General features: G+C 60.5%; 18 protein-coding genes and 1 pseudogene. 12 read left to right on the forward strand and 7 right to left on the reverse strand.

The window, feature by feature from the left end:
• Positions 1-9: 9 nt before the first annotated feature.
• The 3 genes and pseudogenes from NA619_RS04910 to NA619_RS04920 form a co-directional block, all read right to left on the reverse strand.
• Positions 10-2,841: a class I adenylate cyclase gene (locus NA619_RS04910; protein WP_255960534.1), complete on the reverse strand. Its 2,832-nt coding sequence runs from the start codon at positions 2,839-2,841 to the stop codon at positions 10-12.
• A 183-nt stretch (positions 2,842-3,024) separates the two neighbouring features.
• A complete protein-coding gene (locus NA619_RS04915) occupies positions 3,025-3,270 on the reverse strand; it encodes a TIGR02647 family protein (protein WP_255960537.1) in 246 nt (81 codons plus the stop codon).
• A gap of 77 nt (positions 3,271-3,347) precedes the next feature.
• Positions 3,348-3,605 (reverse strand): annotated as a pseudogene (locus tag NA619_RS04920) (hypothetical protein); the annotation flags it as partial.
• Between the two features lie 156 nt (positions 3,606-3,761).
• Here NA619_RS04920 and NA619_RS04925 point away from each other — a divergent pair.
• The gene (locus tag NA619_RS04925) at positions 3,762-4,727 is read left to right on the forward strand and encodes a magnesium transporter CorA family protein (protein ID WP_255960543.1); all 966 of its coding nucleotides are present in this window, start codon (positions 3,762-3,764) and stop codon (positions 4,725-4,727) included.
• On the opposite strand, the gene NA619_RS04930 is transcribed toward NA619_RS04925, so the two are convergent.
• From NA619_RS04930 to argH, 3 genes are all read right to left on the reverse strand, one after another.
• Positions 4,728-5,255, reverse strand: coding sequence for a hypothetical protein (locus NA619_RS04930; protein ID WP_255960546.1), 528 nt, complete (start codon positions 5,253-5,255; stop codon positions 4,728-4,730).
• Between the two features lie 74 nt (positions 5,256-5,329).
• Entirely contained in the window at positions 5,330-5,812 is a 483-nt protein-coding gene (locus NA619_RS04935; RefSeq protein ID WP_255960549.1) for a GNAT family N-acetyltransferase, read from the reverse strand.
• A 90-nt stretch (positions 5,813-5,902) separates the two neighbouring features.
• The gene (gene argH, locus NA619_RS04940; protein ID WP_255960552.1) at positions 5,903-7,297 is read right to left on the reverse strand and encodes an argininosuccinate lyase; all 1,395 of its coding nucleotides are present in this window, start codon (positions 7,295-7,297) and stop codon (positions 5,903-5,905) included.
• A gap of 165 nt (positions 7,298-7,462) precedes the next feature.
• On the opposite strand from argH, the gene NA619_RS04945 reads away from it, so the two are divergent.
• From NA619_RS04945 to NA619_RS04985, 9 genes are all read left to right on the forward strand, one after another.
• A complete protein-coding gene (locus tag NA619_RS04945; RefSeq protein WP_255960555.1) occupies positions 7,463-8,521 on the forward strand; it encodes a sensor histidine kinase in 1,059 nt (352 codons plus the stop codon).
• A gap of 20 nt (positions 8,522-8,541) precedes the next feature.
• Entirely contained in the window at positions 8,542-9,288 is a 747-nt protein-coding gene (locus NA619_RS04950) for a LytR/AlgR family response regulator transcription factor (protein ID WP_122167074.1), read from the forward strand.
• Positions 9,289-9,440: 152 nt separating this feature from the next.
• On the forward strand, positions 9,441-10,379 hold the full coding sequence (hemC, locus tag NA619_RS04955; RefSeq protein WP_255960558.1) for a hydroxymethylbilane synthase: 939 nt from the start codon (positions 9,441-9,443) through the stop codon (positions 10,377-10,379).
• Positions 10,376-11,146, forward strand: coding sequence for a uroporphyrinogen-III synthase (locus tag NA619_RS04960; RefSeq protein ID WP_255960560.1), 771 nt, complete (start codon positions 10,376-10,378; stop codon positions 11,144-11,146). The genes hemC and NA619_RS04960 overlap by 4 nt, the downstream gene beginning before the upstream one ends.
• Positions 11,147-11,162: 16 nt before the next feature.
• Entirely contained in the window at positions 11,163-12,431 is a 1,269-nt protein-coding gene (locus tag NA619_RS04965) for a uroporphyrinogen-III C-methyltransferase (RefSeq protein ID WP_255960562.1), read from the forward strand.
• A complete protein-coding gene (locus NA619_RS04970; RefSeq protein ID WP_255960564.1) occupies positions 12,428-13,666 on the forward strand; it encodes a heme biosynthesis HemY N-terminal domain-containing protein in 1,239 nt (412 codons plus the stop codon). The genes NA619_RS04965 and NA619_RS04970 overlap by 4 nt, the downstream gene beginning before the upstream one ends.
• 118 nt (positions 13,667-13,784) lie before the next feature.
• Positions 13,785-14,276 (forward strand): disulfide bond formation protein B, encoded by a 492-nt coding sequence (locus NA619_RS04975; RefSeq protein WP_255960567.1) that lies wholly within the window; start codon positions 13,785-13,787, stop codon positions 14,274-14,276.
• 251 nt (positions 14,277-14,527) lie between these two features.
• Positions 14,528-14,992, forward strand: a complete 465-nt coding sequence (gene rsd, locus NA619_RS04980; protein WP_255960570.1) for a sigma D regulator — start codon at positions 14,528-14,530, stop codon at positions 14,990-14,992.
• 110 nt (positions 14,993-15,102) lie between these two features.
• Positions 15,103-15,879: an AlgP family protein gene (locus tag NA619_RS04985; protein ID WP_255960572.1), complete on the forward strand. Its 777-nt coding sequence runs from the start codon at positions 15,103-15,105 to the stop codon at positions 15,877-15,879.
• Here NA619_RS04985 and NA619_RS04990 read toward each other — a convergent pair.
• Entirely contained in the window at positions 15,855-16,337 is a 483-nt protein-coding gene (locus NA619_RS04990; RefSeq protein ID WP_255960574.1) for a TIGR02444 family protein, read from the reverse strand. The genes NA619_RS04985 and NA619_RS04990 overlap by 25 nt on opposite strands.
• Positions 16,338-16,402: 65 nt before the next feature.
• On the opposite strand from NA619_RS04990, the gene NA619_RS04995 reads away from it, so the two are divergent.
• Together NA619_RS04995 and NA619_RS05000 are read left to right on the forward strand one after the other, a co-directional pair.
• A complete protein-coding gene (locus NA619_RS04995) occupies positions 16,403-18,313 on the forward strand; it encodes an ATP-binding cassette domain-containing protein (RefSeq protein WP_255960576.1) in 1,911 nt (636 codons plus the stop codon).
• Complete coding sequence (locus NA619_RS05000) at positions 18,310-18,891, forward strand: mechanosensitive ion channel domain-containing protein (RefSeq protein WP_255960578.1); 582 nt, start codon at positions 18,310-18,312, stop codon at positions 18,889-18,891. Before NA619_RS04995 ends, NA619_RS05000 begins: the two co-directional genes overlap by 4 nt.
• Positions 18,892-18,896 lie beyond the last annotated feature (5 nt).

Here is an 18,896-nt window from a genome sequence, read left to right on the forward strand (position 1 = left end):
TGCTGGACGTCAGAGCGCGCTTAACGCTTGATTGAGGCTCGCTTCTAGCTGCGCCTTGTAACGCAGGTGCTGGACTGTCTGAGCGCGCCCCGTGCCGTGCAGGCCGGACAGGTCGAGATCAGTGATGTAGCAGGGATAGCGCTCGCCGCCTCGTCGCTGCGCAAGAATGTAGTGCGCAACCGCCGCGAACAATTCTGCTCCATATTCCAGGCTCGAAAACTCCTGATGGTTGCAATACAGAGTGACATGCGAGCGGCCCCGTTCGCATGGCTCGACGATCGCTTGTATGTCGTAGAACGGGTCGCTGGGTTCTTCGCGCGGTGCAGGTCTGCGCTCAATGTCCAGCGAGCGTTCTGCTGCCAGTCCCGATAATCGGTAAAAAAGAATATCCATCGCGGCCAGGCGGCTTTCTTCGAAGGGCAGTTGCGTGTTGCTGCGATAGCTCACTGACTGGAGAAAGCGCAGCAGTGGTGTCAGCAGGCTTTGCTCGTCGCGGTAGGGTTGCTGCTGGCGCCAGAGTGCGTTGAATTCGTCGAGTACCGTCAATTCTGCCATGTCGCCCTGGGCGCGATAGAAGACCTGAAGGCAATGCGGTCTGGCCTGGGTGAGGATCAGCGAAAGGTCGGTGCCTTCCAGAGTTTTACGGTCTACCCTGATCGGCCTTACCTCTTGGTGCGCCTCACCTAGATGCTCCAGTAATGCAGCCATATCGCTCAAGGATGTGTGTCGAATGTTGCCGGCAATCAGGTCGAGCATGTGAAAGTGCTGGCGGACCTGAAGCAGATACCGGCTGTCTTCTGGCTCGTCGAGCACTGCCTGGGCATCCATGAACACGGTTTCGACCCGTCGAGAAAGCGCCATGCCTGCGTTACGGCTGAAACATCGCACCTGAAAACTAGGTCGCTCGCCATGGGCTGGTAGCACGTGCAGATAATCGCGTAGACACTCAGCCAGCGGGGCGGGGTTCTCGTAGCGTGTAGCGATTAGTTCATTCCAGCTGTTCAGTGTGAGCTGATCAATGCTGAGCACCAGATTTTCCCGCGCGACGCCTTGCCCCAATGAGTCGGACAGCTCATCGAATGACAGCGGATGCGCAGGGCTTAGCGGATCAATGCCAACGTTCAGGAGCAGCAGTACTTTCACTGGGTTCGCCGCGCTAAGCAGAGCGTCGTCCGAAACTGCTTGAGGCGGCATTGGAAGGGCTTGGCGCACGTCGGTAAGCAAGGCGAACAGCTCGGCCTCGGTCAGTCCACTGTCCCCAGGATGCAGCGCGACATGCGTTGCTGTATCGATCACGCCGTTACGGTGACACCAGGCCAGCAGAGGGACCAGCTCCCGCGAGCGTTTAAGGGGAGAGAAATTGGTGATCTGCCTGGCCGTCAGGTTGCCTTCGTACAGCGCCCAGGACACATCGTCGGCTGCATCGTAGCCTTGTACGAGCGTCAGGCTGTGTTCGGCCAGATCCGGGGCAATGCCCAGGTTGATCGTTTCGATTTTGCCGGCCTTGCGCTCGATTGCCGCGTGCAGGCGCCTGCCGAGCACGCCGAAATCTCGGCCGTTGATGCTGCTGATGATCTGCAGGCGGCGGGCGAACTCGCTGAGAAACCGGTAGCCGTAGGTCAGTTCGTTGACCAGTGCTCGCCGCTCTTCCACCACGCGGCGGACCTTCCACTGGCAGCGCGCATCGAGTTGGGCAAATTGGCGCTCGTCCCAATTCCAATCTGACGCGAGGCGCTCGAGGAGTCTTCTTTTCCAGCTCTTGGTGCGGTTACTGGGTGGTTGGCTGAGCGGTTTGTTGACCTTCAGATACAGGCAGCGACGCAGCAAGGCCAGCCGCTCATGGTCGGCGCGCAAGGTGAGGTAACGCTCGATTCTGCGGTAAGCGACGATGTAGGGGTCAAGCTCGTCCAGTTCCAGGCGATTGGCGTATACCGCCTGTTTGAAGTCCAGGCTGAGGCAGCGCACGCCGGGATGCTCGCTGGCGTAAATCTCAACCAGCAGAAGCTTGAATAGCGACTTGTAGGGTGACTCGATGGCCTTGTACAGCTGCCACAGACCGGCGCCGAGGTACTCGCCAGGCGGGATGTGGGCGAGGCTGCCAAAATCCAGAACTTCGTCGCTGCGCACGAAGCGCTTGTCCAGCAGGATCCGCACGTATTCACTGTAGCGATGCTCCTCATAGTCGGGCACCAGCCACCAGAGCGGCGTACGCCCTCCGAGCCAGATCGCGGTTCGGTAGAACTCATCGAGCAGCAGGTAATGCTGGGTGGTGCCGCAATCATCAGAGGTCAGTTTCGCGTCGCGCTCGCCCTGCGTGAAGCGCACCGGATCGATCAGGAAAAAGTGTGCTTCGCTGCCCTGGGTCGCTGCCCATGCTTGCAGCAGGTCGCATTTGCGTTGCAGCTCGCCAAGCTGCTGCGCCGACAGGTCAGGGTCATGGCAGACCCATACGTCGAGGTCGCTCTGATCATCCTGGGCAACGGTCCCCAGGCTGCCCATCAGGAACAGACCGAGAATCGGTTGGTGCGCCTTGCCTCGCGTCGGCTTGTGGGAAAACGAACGGCTCAGGCGCTGGGCCTCTGCAAGCGTGTCCTCGTCAGGCTCGAATCCCGCCAGGCCAGCCGGCGTGGCGCTGGATACGTAGCCGGGCAGAATCGGGTGATTGACGTGAAACAGCAGCGGCAGCAGCGTGAGGACGGCCTGCTGACGAGACGACATGCTCAGGCGGGTGCGTTCCAGGCGTGCCGTATTCAATGTAAGGAAGCGAGCACGTAGCGCAGCGAGCACCTTGCGATCGATCCCCTCTTCGAGGATGGGCCGTATTTCCTGTAGGCGCGTCATGGGGCGGTTCGTTCAGGCAAGCGAAGTTGTCCGACATGTTGATCGTGAAAGCGCGAAAGTTAACACGGGTCCGGGCTCCAGGGAAAAACTGCAACGGCAGTCGGCAGCGCCCCTGGATCAGCAGTGTTGCGACCAGACCCGCTTGAGCCGTGTTCGCTCGATCAAAGGCCTGGTCGCTCGCTCTTACGCCGAGGCTGTCTCCGACATAATGGTCAACAACACCTGAGCATGCTCCGCAGCATCACGGCCGAGGCCGGTCAGATAGCCGCCGTCGGGCTGGGTCGTCAGGCCTTTGGCGTGCAGGCGCTTCGCAGCGGCAATGGCTGCACTATCTGCGTCGTGGTGGACTTTCAGACCTTCGGTTTTGTTTTCAAGGTTGAACAGGCGAAGAATTTCCAGCTCGGCTACCAGTTCTGGGGTGTAGGACATGTCTGCTCCTCGGGATGGTGGGATAAGCCCTGTTTGCGAAGTGTAGATGTTGTTGGCCGGCATGCTGCTGTCTTGGACTATTCGGCCAGTTCCGGCAGCTTGCGCAGTTGCGTTTCGTACACCTCGATGTCGAATGCGCGGTCCTCGGCGAGCATGTCGCGGATTTCCCGCGCCAGCACCAGTGCCATCAGCTTGATGATTTCATCACGCTCGTAGCCAACCAGCGTCAGCTTGTTCAGCGTTGCTTGCGCCGCTGCAGGTTCGCCGGCTTCGAGCTGGTTTTCGATAGCCTGAATCAGGGTTTCTTCCGCAAAGGTTTCGTCGTCGTCGGATGTAACGTCGTTCATGTCGCAAACTCTCAGTCAGTAAAATCCGGATAGCGTGTTGAAGAGCGCGCCTGCAAAGTAGCCCGCGCGGCAAGGACCGTCTGAACGCTTCGCTTAGGTCGGTTTCTATTCCTACTATGGACCATCGAGAACGCGACTACAGCAATGATCACCTTTCACTGTCTTGAAAACGGCTCCCTTGTACGGCGCCCTGCTGAAAATTTGCAGGCGATTCCCGACAATGCGCTATGGATCGACCTCCTTTCTCCTGAGCCGGAAGAGGAGCGCTTCATCGAGTCGACGCTGCGACTCGATATTCCGACCCGCGAAGAGCTTGCGGAGATCGAGGATTCGTCGCGCTTTTACGATGAAGACGGCGCGATATTCATGACCACTACGGTGGTGATGGGAATCGCGGATCGGCGTCCGGAAAATGCTGAAGTGACGTTTGTGCTCACCAATCAATGCCTGGTGACGGTTCGCTACAGCGAGCTCAGCGCGTTCCGCCAGTTCGAGGCGAAAAGCTCCCGCCAGCCCTCGACCTTTTCCTCCAGCCACCAGATATTTCTTGGGCTCGCCGACGCAGTGGTGGATCGCATCGCTGATGTGCTGGAAAACGTTCAGATCCAGTTGCAGACATTGTCCCGGTGCATTTTCGATAAGCAAAAGGATCAGCGCACCGATCTGCAGCAGATCATTCAGCAGCTGGGTCAGCATCGATCGCTATTGTCACAGCTGGGCGAAAGTCTGTTCAGTTCGAGCCGGTTGATCGCCTTTTATCGCCTGCACGCAAATGAGTCCAAGCAAGGCGTAGGTAAGGGTTTGTTGAAAGCGCTGGAGCGCGATGTCCGTTCGCTGGGCGAGCATCAGGCACGTCTGTTGGGCGACATCGCCTTTCTGCTCGATGCCACTCTGGGGCTGATCAACATCGAGCAGAACGCGATCATCAAGGTGTTTTCCATCGCTGCAGTGCTGTTCCTGCCCCCAACCCTGGTGGGTACGGTCTACGGCATGAACTTCGATCGCATGCCTGAGCTCAGCTGGTCGCTTGGTTACCCGATGGCGCTGGGGATGATGGTTATCTCGGCGATCATCCCCTACGCCTGGTTCAAATTCCGCAACTGGCTCTGATCAGCCAAAAAAATACAGGACGACGCAGAACACTCCGAGTAAGGCCCAAACGCTACCGAAGATGATGGGGGTACGCAGGGAAAACATCAGCGTGCGCTTGTATCGCTGTCCGCCAGCCGGGCTGTTGCCTTCCCCGAACAGCGCCGAGTCATGGTTGGGCAGCAGCCCGACATTGCCCTCGGTCTGCAGAAGGTCGGCCTGCTTGCGATGCCAGCGCTCGATGACGTCATAACTGGCTCTGATGCCTGGTATCGCATGCAATGAGGTGATCAACCCGAGCAACGCCAATACGGTCGGTACCACGAGCCTGAACAGGCTTCCCCAATCAGGGTTGGTGTTGGCCATCGACGAGGCAAAGGCGATTATCAGAAACGACTGAGAAGACAGGTAGCCGCTAGTGCGGCTGGCCAGAAGCGTCGACTCGAAGTGGATTTCAGAGCGGTAGAAGTTCAGGCGCTCTTTGGGCGAGTCGAAGACTTCGGCGCCCTGCGTGTCCTGGTTGAGTAACAGTGTTTTTAGATCAGCCATCAGGTCCGCTTCATCAGTGCGTGACCCTGTTTTGGTCGATGATCGCTGACCTGAGTTCCGTCCCAGCCAACCGGTCAGGGTTGCTCGGCTAACGTGTGCAGGGCTGCGCCTGTCAGGCGATAGGTTGTCCATTCATCCTGCGGCCTGGCCCCGAGGGACTCGTAGAACTGGATCGCCGGTTCGTTCCAGTCCAGCACCGACCACTCGAAGCGACCGCACCCGCGAGACACTGCGATTCGGGCCAGGTGCTGGAGCAACGCCTTGCCCGCGCCTGTGCCGCGCGCCTCGGGTGTGACATAGAGGTCTTCCAGATAAAGCCCGTTGCAGCCTAGCCAGGTGGAGTAGTTGAAAAAGTAGACTGCATAGCCGATCGGCTGACCGTTGCGCTCGCAGATCAGCGCGCTGGCGCTGGAGTCCTGCGCAAACAGGCTGGCTTCGATACCGGCAGCGTCGGTCTTCACCTCATGTTCGGCGCGCTCGTAGATTGCCAATTCGGTGATGAAGCGCAGAATCAGCGCGGCGTCATCGCGGATGGCGGGGCGAATGTGCAGCGACATTGAATTCTCCAATCTTGTGGCGGCGGGCCCACTCGCGATGGGGTTGGGTACAAGGCCCTCGCGAGCGAGCTCGATCCTGCGAAAAAGCGCCTAACGGACGACCAGCAGTTCGCGGCCGCGCTGCACGGCGGCGCGGACCTGGTTCGGCGCCGTACCGCCGATATGGTCGCGAGCGTTCACTGAACCCTCCAGCGTGAGTACGGCAAAGACGTCGTCGCTGATCTGGTCACTGAACTGGCGCAGCTCGTCAAGACTCATTTCGGCCAGGTCTTTGCCCGTCTGCAGACCGTATTTCACGGCATGGCCGACGATCTCGTGGCAGTCGCGGAAGGGCAGACCCTTGCGCACCAGATAGTCGGCGAGATCCGTTGCGGTGGAGAAGCCGCGTAGCGCCGCTTCACGCATGATCTCGCGCTTGGGCTTGATCGCTGGAACCATGTCGGCAAAGGCTCGCAGGCTGTCACGCAGGGTGTCAGCAGCGTCGAACAGCGGCTCTTTGTCTTCCTGATTGTCCTTGTTGTACGCAAGCGGCTGGCCCTTCATCAGCACCAGGAGCCCTGCGAGCGCGCCGAATACGCGGCCGGTCTTTCCGCGCACAAGCTCAGGCACGTCCGGGTTCTTCTTTTGCGGCATGATCGAGGAACCGGTGCAGAAGCGGTCCGGCAGGTCGATGAACTGGAATTGCGCGCTGGTCCAGAGCACCAGCTCTTCGGAGAAGCGCGACAGGTGCATCATGGCCACCGAGGCGGCGGCACAGAATTCGATGGCGAAGTCTCGATCGGACACGCCATCCAGCGAGTTGCCGGAGATCGCCTCGAAACCCAGCAGTTCGCAGGTGATCTCCCGCTGAATCGGGTAGGTGGTGCCGGCCAGCGCGGCCGAACCCAGCGGCATGCGGTTGGTGCGCTTGCGGCAATCCACTAGACGCTCGTAGTCGCGGCTGAGCATCTCGAACCAGGCCAGCAGGTGATGGCCGAAGGTTACCGGCTGCGCGGTCTGCAGGTGAGTGAAACCGGGCATGATGGTGTCCGCTTCGGCTTCCGCCAAGCCCAGCAGGCCTTCTTGCAAACGGGTGATTTCACCGAGTATCAGGTCGATTTCGTCACGTAGCCACAGACGGATGTCGGTCGCGACCTGATCGTTGCGCGAACGCCCTGTGTGGAGTTTTTTGCCCGTCACGCCGATGCGATCGGTCAGGCGTGCTTCGATGTTCATGTGCACGTCTTCCAGATCGACGCGCCAGTCGAAGGTGCCGGCTTCGATTTCGCCCTGAATGTCTTTCAAATTGGCGATGATCTGGTCGCGTTCATCGGCGTTCAGCACGCCGGCCTTTTCCAGCATCGTCGCATGGGCGATCGAACCCATGATGTCGTGGCGGTAGAGGCGCTTGTCGAACTCGACGGAGGCGGTGAATCGGGCGACGAAGGCGTCGACGGGCTCGCTGAAACGGCCGCCCCAGGACTGGTTGGTCTTGTCGGTGCTCATGTTTGCGCTCGCTGAATCGGTACTGGAAAAGCGCGGATGATAGCAGGGTTGACCGGCGCCTCGAGGCGGCAGAGAACAGTGCGTTGCGCTGCAATTCGAAGGTTTGACCGCTCGGCTGCCGTCATGCTTCTTGCGGTAGCGCCAGTGCCCGCGGAAACTGCTGTGATGCAAACTAAAAGCCCCAAACGTGCGCGCCCCGCCGCGCCGGTCGATGATTTCTTCGTGCCTGAACTCTGCCAGCCAGAGGCGCTGCTCGGCCTCGTTCTGCTGGCCGAATTGCTGGTGCTGGTACTGGTGCTCGCCGAGCCGATGCAGCCGGGTTTCAACTGGATGCGTCTGGCGCTGGTATCGCTGTTCGTGCAATGGGTGATGCTGCTGTCGGCCGGCCTGACGTGTCAGTTGCGCCCACTCCTGGCACGTTTGCCTGCCTGGCTGGCCGGGCTCGCCTGTTGCGCGATGGTGGTCGGGCTGACGCTGGCCTGCACGGCAGTGGCCGATATCTATCAGCTTGGCGGACCACTGACACGGGTTGGAGAGGTCAATCTCTATCTTCGCCACGCGCTCATCAGCCTGATCATGACAGGGCTGCTGCTGCGCTATTTCTACCTGCAGAGCCAGTGGCGACGTCAGGAGCAGGCTGAACTAAAGGCGCGAATCGAGTCGCTGCAGGCGCGTATTCGCCCGCATTTCCTGTTCAACAGCCTGAACAGCATTGCAAGCCTGGTGGTGACCGATCCGCGCAAAGCCGAGCAAGCAGTGCTTGATCTGTCTGATCTGTTCCGCGCCAGCTTGGCTCGCCCCGGCACGCTGGTGCCCTGGCGAGAGGAGCTGGAGCTGTCGCGGCGCTATCTGGCGATCGAACATTACCGGCTCGGCGACCGGCTGCAGGTCGAATGGCAGGTGAATGGCGTTCCAGATGATCTGCCCATCCCTCAGCTGACCTTGCAGCCGTTACTGGAGAATGCCCTTATTCACGGTATTCAACCGCGTATTGAAGGCGGTATGGTCAGCGTGACGGCGCAATATGCTGACGGCGTGTTTCAACTGGAGGTCAGCAACCCCTTTGATGAGACCGCTCAAACGCAGCCGTCTCGGGGGACTCAGCAGGCACTGCACAATATAGACGCACGACTAACGGCACTTTTCGGCCCCGCAGCGAGTCTCAGCGTGAAGCGGCGTAATGCCCGTCACTACACCTGTCTACGCTATCCGTGTGCGACATAGAAGCAGGAAGCCAGAACTATATGAATGTGCTGATTGTCGATGACGAACCTCTAGCCCGCGAGCGCCTCAGCCGACTGGTAGGTGACCTTGACGGCTATCGTGTCCTGGAACCTTCCGCCTCCAATGGCGAGGAGGCGCTGTCCCTGATCGAGGAACTGCGCCCCGACGTTGTGTTGCTGGATATCCGTATGCCAGGACTCGATGGTCTCCAGGTCGCTGCCAAGCTGTGTGAGCGCGATGCGCCGCCTGCCGTGATTTTCTGTACGGCGCACGATGAATTCGCGCTGGATGCCTTTCAGGTCAGTGCGGTCGGTTACTTGGTCAAGCCGGTTCGCCCGGAGCATCTGGCCGAGGCGCTGAAGAAAGCCGAGCGCCCCAATCGTGTTCAGCTCGCTGCGCTTACCCGTCCGGCAGCGGTCTCCGGTACCGGGCCACGCAGTCATATCAGCGCTCGTACCCGCAAGGGTATCGAGCTGATCCCGCTGCCTCAGGTGATCTACTTCATCGCCGATCACAAGTACGTCACGCTGCGGCATGAGGGCGGCGAGGTCCTGCTGGATGAGCCTTTGAAAGCGCTTGAGGATGAGTTCGGCGAGCGGTTCGTGCGTATCCACCGAAATGCATTGGTCTACCGCGACCGTATCGAGCGTTTGCAGCGCACGCCGCTTGGCCATTTCCAGTTGTTCCTCAAAGGCCTTGAGGGCGAGCCCCTGACAGTGAGCCGGCGTCATGTTGCCGGTGTGCGGAAGCTGATGCAGGCGCTCTGATACCCGGCAGGTTCTAGCGAGAACTGTCCAGCCAGCCCTGCTTGAGTCGGGCGCTGGGCTGGTTTCATCTGACCTTTCCTTGATTCGGGCCAACCCGGTCGCGCGGCCCGGCCTGTTATCATCGCCGGCAGTTCATTTGTCTGGAATTGCTCATGTCCCGCGAAATTCGCATCGCCACCCGCAAGAGTGCCCTGGCCCTGTGGCAGGCTGAATACGTCAAAGCCCGCCTGGAAGCAGCACATCCCGAAGTGACCGTCAGCCTGGTGCCGATGGTCAGTCGCGGCGACAAGCTGCTCGACGCGCCGTTGGCCAAAATTGGCGGCAAGGGATTGTTCGTCAAAGAGCTGGAAACGGCCCTGATGGAGAACGAAGCGGACATCGCCGTGCATTCGATGAAAGACGTGCCCATGGAGTTTCCCGAAGGGCTCGGCCTGTATTGCATCTGCGAGCGGGAAGACCCGCGCGACGCCTTCGTTTCCAATCACTACGAGAATTTCGATGCGCTGCCTTCAGGCGCAGTAGTCGGTACCTCGAGCCTTCGGCGCCAAGCGCAGCTGCTGGCGCGTCGCCCTGATCTGAAGATCCAGTTTCTGCGTGGCAATGTGAACACCCGTCTGGCCAAGCTCGACGCGGGTGAATACGACGCCATCATCCTTGCAGCTGCCGGTCTGATTCGCCTGGGCTTCGGTGAGCGCATTCGCACCAGTATCAGCGTCGAAGACAGCTTGCCCGCTGGCGGGCAGGGTGCCGTCGGCATCGAATGCCGCACCGGTGATACCGAGCTGCATCAGCTTCTGCAATGCATGAATGATCCGCAGACCGCGCTTCGCGTCAGTGCCGAGCGAGCGCTGAATCGTCATCTGAATGGTGGCTGCCAGGTGCCCATTGCCTGCTATGCAGTGCTGGAAGACGATCAGCTGTGGCTGCGTGGCCTTGTCGGCCAGCCTGATGGCACTCAGCTGCTGCGTGCCGAGGGCCGTGCATCCGGAGCCGAAGCCGAAGCGCTGGGCATTCGGATCGCCGAAGAGCTGCTCCAGCAAGGCGCTGGCAAGATTCTTGAAGATATCTATGGCGAGGCTGGCAAGGCGTGAGCAATTGGCGTCTGTTGCTGACGCGTCCCGCTGAGGAATGCGCCACGACGGCCGCCATGCTGGCCGAGTACGGTATACAGAGCGTCAGCCTGCCGTTGCTGGCCATCGAGCCACTGGTCGAAACGCCCGAGCAACGCGCGATATTGCTGGAGCTAAACCGTTATGCCGCGGTAGTGGTGGTGAGCAAACCGGCGGCCAGGTTGGCACTGGAAAGGCTTGGTCGTTACTGGCCACAGCCACCGCAGCAACAGGCTTGGTTCAGTGTCGGCGCTGCGACGGGTACGATCCTGCAGCAACATGGTCTTGATGTCAGCTGGCCTGCGGTAGGTGACGATAGCGAGGCGTTGCTGGCGCTGCCGCAACTTGCTGAGGCGCTCGGAGTGCCCGAGCCGAAGGTACTGATCATACGGGGCGAGGGCGGACGTGAGCACATTGCCGAAACGCTTCGCTGCCGTGGCGCTCAGGTTGACTGCCTTGAGTTGTACCGTCGCTATCTTCCCGATTACCCCTCCGGGACCCTCTTCAAGACCCTTCGCTCGGAACGGCTGAATGCGCTGGTGGTCAGCAGTGGACAGGGTTTGCTGTCGTTGCGCGAGCTGGCAGCGGCCGATTGGCGTGAAATGGTTGAGCTACCCTTGTTCGTACCCAGCCCTCGTGTGGCAGAGATGGCCGCGCAGATGGGCGCCAAAAGAATAGTGGACTGCCGTGGTGCCGGAACCGCGGCTTTGCTGGCGGCGCTACGGGAGTATCCCGAGCCCGCCTCCTGACGCAAAGGATGGAAACGTGAGCGAAGTAGACCCCGATAAGGCACCGCAGCAACCCATGGGCAGCGACGCTGTCGTTCCACAAAAGCCCGTCAAGAAAGAATCTCCGAAAGACCCGAAAGAGCCCCCGCGGGATCCACCGAAGCCGCCGCCGACTACAGCATCCAGTTCCAATGGTGGAGGCAAAGCGCTGGCTGGCGTCGCGCTGGTTGTCGGTTTGATGGGGCTGGCTGCCGGTGGCTATAGCGTGCTGCAGACTCAGCAGCTGGCCAAACAGGAACAGCAGCAACTCGAAGCGCTCCAGGCTGCCCGCGACGAGTCACGAGGCTTGGGCGATCGTACGCAGCAGATAGCCGGTCGCCTCGGCCGCCTGGAGCAGTTGCCATCAGCGGAACAGCTGGAAGAGCGGCGACGCCTGCTTGCAGAATTGCAGAGTGACCAGCAGCGACTCTCGGGGCGCGTGGAGCAGGTGCTGGGTGCCAGCCGTGAGCAGTGGCGTCTGGCTGAAGCCGAACATCTTTTGCGAATGGCCATGTTGCGCCTGTCGGCCATGGAAGACGTGAACAGTGCTGAATCTCTGATCGCTGAAGCCGATCTGATCCTGCGCAAACAGGACGATCCCGGCGCCTACGGAACCCGCCAGAAGTTGCTCGAAGGGCTCGAGGCGCTGCGCAGTCTGCCCGAGCTGGATCGCACCGGCCTGTTCCTGCAGTTGGGCGCCTTGCGTGGCCAGGCCAACCAACTCAGTGGCCTGGCTCCGGAGTTCGAGAACGGTCCGGGCCAGTCCGAGGGTCAAGGTGAAAGTCGCTGGAAGCACTGGCTGAATGAATTGACGCGGTACGTGCGAATCGATTTCAACGCAGGTACGGACGTCAAGCCGTTGCTTGCCGGGCAAAGCTTGGCGCAGGTGCGTCTGGCGCTTTCCTTGGCTATCGAGCAGGCCCAATGGGCCGTGCTAAATAGCAATGAGGAGGTCTATCGACAGTCACTGGAACAGGCCGCTCGCCTGATCAAAGATCACTTCAGCGAGGAAAATGGCCAGAGTCGAGGCCTGCGTGATCGAATCGAGCAACTGGCAGATCAGCAAGTCTCGGTGACTCTTCCGGACCTGGCGCCAGCATTGGATGCGATGCAGACCTACGTGCAAAAGCGCGAATCGGCTCAGAGCGGCATGGATAGCCAGGGCGGGCGTGGGTCTGCCGACAGCGAGGAAGAGGGCTCGTCCGCCGGTGACGCCGAAGCGCCAGCTGAATCGCAGCAAGCGACGGAAGGGGATCAGCGCACATGAAGCGATTCGCCATTGTCGTCATCCTGCTCCTGGCCGCGGTAGGTTTCCTGGGCTGGGCCATCTATCAGGACACCGGTTATGTCCTGATCAGCTATGACCGCTTTCGCTATGAGTCGAGCTTCTGGATATTTCTCGCCCTGATTGGCTTTCTCTGGCTGCTGTCGATGGTGGTGCACTGGGTACTCGGGCTGTTGTATGCCTCGGGCGCGCTGGTCAATCCATGGTCGCGTCGCCACCGTGCGCGACGCGTCGCCAAGGCCTCACGCTCCGGCCTGCGGGAGCTTGCAGAGGGCCAGTGGAGCAATGCGCTCACCCACTTGCGTACGGCTGCCGAGCATGATCCTCAGCCTCTGGTGCATTACCTCGGGGCCGCCCGAGCTGCGAGTGAGCTGGGTGAGTATGAGCAGAGCGATGAGTTGCTGCGCAAAGCTCAAGAGCGCGACCCGGAAGCGGGGCTTGCCGTTGGCCTGACCCGAGCCCAACTGCAGATCGATCGAGGCCAGTATGCCGAAGCGCGATCCTCGCTGAACGAGCTGCACGGCGAGCATCCTCGCCATTCCCACGTGCTGACTTTGCTTCAGCAACTCTATGTGCAACTGAAAGACTGGCCGGCCTTGTGCCGGTTGATCCCGGAACTACGCAAGCACCGGGTTTTGCCGCCGGCAAAGCTGGATGAGCTCGAGCTGCTGGCATGGACCGCAGCTGTGGAACAAGCCGGGCTGGTGGGGACCGCGACCCCGGCAGATCCGCAGCAGGCGCTCAATCAGTGTTGGCAGACGGTGCCAGGCAAGCTGCGTAACGAGCCGCTGCTGGTCCGCGCCTATGCCGACGGCCTGAGCAAGTTGGGTGCCGAGGAGAAAGCGGAAGAGGTCCTCTACGCTGCACTTAAACGACAGTACGATGACCGACTGGTCGAGCGCTACGGGCGAGTTCGGGGGCGCGAGCCAGCGCGTCAGCTAGGTCACGCCGAGGGATGGCTAAAGGCGCGTCCGGATAACGCTGAACTGCTACTTGCCCTGGGCCGACTGAGCCTTCGCAACGAGTTATGGGGCAAAGCGCGGGATTATCTTGAAGCCAGTCTGCGCTTCGAACATCGCGCCGAGACCTGCGCCGAGCTGGCGCGTCTGTTGGCACAGCTGGGCGATAACGAGCGCAGCAATCGCTTGTTCCAGGAGGGCCTCGGGTTGCTCGACCAGAGCAGCCCGAACAAGCTGCCAACGGTCAGCAATCCATAGCTGTCATGAGGAGCGGGACGTGACAGGCGTCCCGCTCCTCCGCGCTGGTACCCCTTTGGCTTGCAGCCAAACGCGAGCAGCACTACCGTAGCGAACTTTTCCTCTCTGCGGAGTCATCATGAACCTGGCCAGCCCTCGTTCGCTGTTTCTTCTGGCCTTCATCGGCTGCGCGCTGATGATGATCGCGGCGCTCTATCTCGAGCATGTCGTCGGACTGGCACCCTGTCCGTTATGCATCGTTCAGCGAATCTGCGTGATCGGCTTCGGTCTAGTCTGTCTGATCGCTGCTATTCACGGGCCGCATAAAACCGGTCGCCGTGTCTATTCCATCCTGGCGCTGGTCGTTGCCGTCGCAGGCGGCGCCACCGCCATACGTCAGATATGGCTGCAGAACATGCCTGCCGACCAGCTGCCTAGCTGCCTGCCCAGTCTCGAATACATGATGGATGCGCTGCCATTTCAGGAGATTGCCCGGCTGGTCCTGCATGGCACCGCCGAATGTGCCGAAGTCAGCTGGACCCTGCTGGGCATGAGCATTCCGGAGTGGACACTGCTTGCGTTCATCGCGATGGCGCTGTTCTGCTTCTGGCAGCTGCTGCGTCGCGACTAGCGCTTTTTGTCGCAGCGATCGAATGATCGCTGCGCTTGGCGGTCAATCGACCAGCGCGAAGCAATGCTGACACCGCTGCTCGGATGATTTTTGTCCTGCCGCTTGATGCTTCGATCGCCGCAGCTTAGTCTGCTCTGGCGGCGTCGGTTTCTTGCCGATTTCGCCGCCACTCACCCAAGGCCGATATACCAAGACAAATAATCGTCTCGGAAGGCGCAACAGGCATCATCGATTAGGGAAGTGAGGTCATCATGCTCGAGAGCTGTCGGAACGCCCAGGAACGCTGGGGAGGTGTACACCTGCTGATTGATCGCTGGCTGCAGGAACGCCATGCACTGATCAACGCATTCGACGAGCTGCATGTCAGCGACGCTGCTGCAAGTCGCGCCGCCTTGCAGAAGTTTTGCGAAATCCTGCTTGATTACGTGTCAGCAGGACATTTCGAAATCTACGAACAGCTGCTCAATGAAGCAGAAGCGTTTGGCGACAAACGTGGGCTGGAGCTGGCCCGCCAGATCTATCCCCGAATCGAAGCCATTACCGAAGTAGCCGTTGCATTCAATGATCGCTGCGATAAAGGTGACTGCCTGAACAGTCCCGGCTTGCCTGATGAGTTGAAACGCCTTGGGCAGTTGCTGCATGAGCGTTTTGAGCTTGAAGACTGCCTCATCGAAGTGCTGCACACTGCGCATAAGCAGCCTGCCGCTACCGCCTGAATCATCCGCAGGGCAACCGCAGCGTCTCAAGTCGCTGCCTTGCCGCGGTTGCGCCAGCCGTGCTTACGCTTATGAAGCTTGCTCTGACCCCGCCTGGAGGCGCCCCCGTCATGCCCGCAAAGAAACCCTCTGTTACCACTCCGCTTCATCTGCTGCAGCAGTTGTCGAACAGTCTGGTGGAGCATCTGCAAAAGGCTTGCAGCGAGGCGCAGCTAGACGCGGAAATGCTACTGGCCAAGCTTGAGAAGCAGCGCGGGAGAACACAGGAAAAAATCATCAAGGCCCGCGCCAAGCTGGATGAAGCCGGTAATGCCGGCAAATCCAAGTCGCAGACCAAGGCTCGTAGCCGGTTATCCGAGCTCGATGACATGCTTGCCGTACTGCAAGCGAGGCAAAGCGAGACCCTGACGTATCTGTCCGAATTGAAACGTGATGCAGAGCAGAGCATGCAGCTGGCTCAGGGCGTCACCAAGGTCGAACAAGCTGCCGCTCAAGCGTTGGCCGCGCGGGCGAAACCTGCTGCTGCTCGCGCCGCAGCAGCAAAGAAATCACCCGCTCGTAGCGCCAAGGGCACCGAGTCGGCCGCACGACCGGCGAGCGCAGCAGGCAAGGTAGCCGCTGAGAAAGCCGCTGAGAAAGCATCTGCGGGTGCAACTGGCTCGGCTGCCGGCCCTGCTCGTCCAGCAGCGAGGAGCGGTAGCAGAGCTCAGGCGAACAAGCCAGTGGCAACGAGTGCGAAACCGGCCACGGCAAGGCAGGGTAGTGGCGCTGATGCAGGCGCGGCTGCCTCGTCTGCGAAGCCCGCCGCTGCGAAAAAGACGACGCCCCGCAAGCCCGCTGCAACAAAGCGCCCTGCTACGACTCAATCACCTCCCGCTGCCAAATGAGCAGACGCTGCCGCATTGCGCAGCGTCTCGATTGACGCCAGCGTCTCAGGACCGAGCCCAACGCAGGCTCGCCCTAACCAGTCGACTGAGCCCGCCTCGGCGGGCCAATCCTTGGTCGTCGACTGCAGACGCTGGAGCTGGACATGTTCGGCGTCCAGTTCGAGCGATTTCACCCGGACGCGCAGACCAGCCAGATCGGCATCCTCACCAGCTGGTTCACGCCACGCCAGCCGCAGCCTTCGCAGCGGGGCGACTACCAGGGTTCGCCACTCCTCGCTAAAACGCTGTAGCTGGTGCAAACGCGTGTCGTCATGAGCGATTGCGCGGCATTCCAGCCAGGCGCATGTCAATAGCAGGCAGACGTCCGCACCGGCCGACTGCAAATCCAGGCAGGCCTCTTCCACGCCCGGTTGGGCATAGCAGGCGAGGGCGAAGCTCCAGAGATCGTCATGTTTCATCGGGGCTGTTTTTTTTTGCGCAGCCGGATGGATTTCCGGGCGACCTGATAAACTCCGCCGCCATTATGATCCGACTTCAGAACCTCACTCTACAGCGTGGCCCCCAGCGTTTGCTGGAAGGCGCCGAGCTGACTCTTCATCCTGGCCAGAAGGTTGGGCTTGTTGGTGCCAATGGCGCTGGAAAGTCCAGCCTGTTCGCGCTGTTGCTTGGCGAGTTCACACCTGATGGTGGCGACTGCCAGCTGCCGCCGGACTGGCGGATTGCCCACATGCGCCAGGAGGTCGATACCCTCGAACGGCTGGCCGTTGACTATGTGCTTGATGGCGATACGGCGCTGCGCCGGGTTCAGGCTGCGCTGATTGCCGCCGAAGCGGCGCATGACGGCACTGCTCTGGCGCGACTGCATACCGAACTGGACAACGCCGACGGTTACACCGCCGATGCACGTGCGCGCAAGCTGCTCGCCGGGCTGGGGTTTGCCAATGAGCAAATGGACCTTCCGGTCAGCAGTTTTTCCGGCGGCTGGCGGATGCGCCTGAATCTGGCGCAGGCGCTGATGTGTCCTTCGGATCTGTTGCTGCTCGATGAACCCACCAACCACCTGGATCTGGATGCGATTCTTTGGCTTGAAGCCTGGCTCAAGAGCTACCCGGGAACATTGATGCTGATCTCCCACGACCGAGACTTCCTCGATGAGGTGGTGGGCAACGTGGTGCATGTCGAACAGCGCAAGCTGACGCTCTACCGTGGGGGCTATTCGGCTTTCGAGCGCGCCCGTGCGGAGCGTCTGGCGCAGCAGCAGCAAGCGTTCGAAAAGCAGCAGGCGCAGCGCGAACACATGGAAGACTTCATTCGGCGCTTCAAGGCCAAGGCGAGCAAGGCACGTCAGGCGCAGAGCCGGATCAAAGCGCTGGAAAGGCTCGAAGAGCTGGCGCCGGCTCACATCGATTCCCCCTTCGACTTCGTGTTTCGCGAGGCGGATAAGATCTCCAGCCCCCTGCTTGATCTCGAGCAGGGAAGTCTTGGCTACGGCGAAAAAGTGGTGCTGGACAAGGTCAAGCTGCAGTTGGTCCCAGGTGCCCGCATCGGCTTGCTCGGCCCCAACGGCGCGGGCAAATCCACGCTGATCAAGACACTGGCCAACGAACTGCAACCGTTAGGCGGGCGCTTGCAGCGCGGCGAGAACCTGGTGATCGGCTATTTCGCTCAGCATCAGCTCGATGCACTCGATGCCAAGGCGAGCCCGTTGCTGCATTTACAGCGCATTGCACCGGGCGAGCGTGAACAGGTACTGCGCGACTTCCTGGGGGGCTTCGATTTCCGAGGCAATCGCTGTGATGAAGCGGTGCTTAATTTCTCCGGCGGTGAAAAGGCGCGGCTGGCCCTGGCGCTGATTGCCTGGGACAAGCCGAATCTCTTGCTGCTGGACGAACCGACCAACCACCTCGATCTCGAAATGCGACTGGCGTTGACGCTGGCCTTACAGGACTTCGAGGGTGCCGTACTTGTCGTGTCCCACGACCGGCACTTGCTGAAAAGCACGACCGACGAATTCCTGTTGGTTGCCGACGGCCGGGTTGTGGAGTTCGAAGGGGACCTCGAGGACTACGCACGATGGCTGGTTGACTACCGCTCCCGCCAGCAGCCGCTGAGCTCTGTGGAATCCACGGGCGACAAGACGGATAAGCGCGCCGCGCGCCAGGCTGCCGCTGCCCTGCGTCAGCAGTTGGCGCCGCTGAAGCGGCAAGCTGAAAAGCTTGAAAAGTCTCTGGCCGATGTTCATGAAAAGCTTGCGCCGCTGGAGGCGCGCCTCGCCGATCCGGCGGTATACGAGGCGGGCCGAAAGGACGAGCTGCGCGAGCTGCTGGCCAAGCAGGCTGAACTGAAAGTCCGCGAAGGTGAGTTGGAAGAAGCCTGGTTGGAAGCGCTCGAAGCGCTTGAAGTTCTACAAAGCAAACTCGAGGCCAGCCTGTGAGCGAGCAGTGGTTGTTTTTTTCGCAGCGTTGGAGCGATCAGTTATTGCTGGGCTTGCAGATACTCTTGATTCTGCTGGTCGCCTACGTGCTTCAGCGGCTGGTCGTGCGCGGGTTTTCCCGGCTCGGCAGTCGCTATCCGCTTCCGCCCGAGCTGCTTCTACCGCTGCGTGCCGGCATCCGCTGGCTCATTATTGGTGGTGCGCTGATCATGGTGCTGGAGCGCGTCGGCGTTTCGGCCACTATCATCTGGACAGCCTTTTCCGGTTTCGTGGCCGTGGCAGCGGTGGCCTTCTTTGCCATGTGGAGTGTGCTGTCCAACCTGCTCTGCGCGGTGCTGATCATGACAACTGGTCCCTTTCGCCTGGGAGATCTGGTGGAGCTGGTCGAGAGCTTCGACAAACCCATCGTCAAAGGCCGTGTCATCGACATCAATCTGCTCTATACCACCTTGGAAGAGGTCTCGGAGGGTGGAACCGGTGCCATCGTCCAGGTGCCCAACAGCTTGTTCTTTCAAAAGGTTCTGCGACGCTGGCGCGGGACCGACATTCAGACGCCCAATCATAGCTCGCACGGGTAACTCTC

This window comes from Stutzerimonas stutzeri (genome assembly GCF_024448895.1).
GTDB lineage: Bacteria > Pseudomonadota > Gammaproteobacteria > Pseudomonadales > Pseudomonadaceae > Stutzerimonas > Stutzerimonas stutzeri_Q.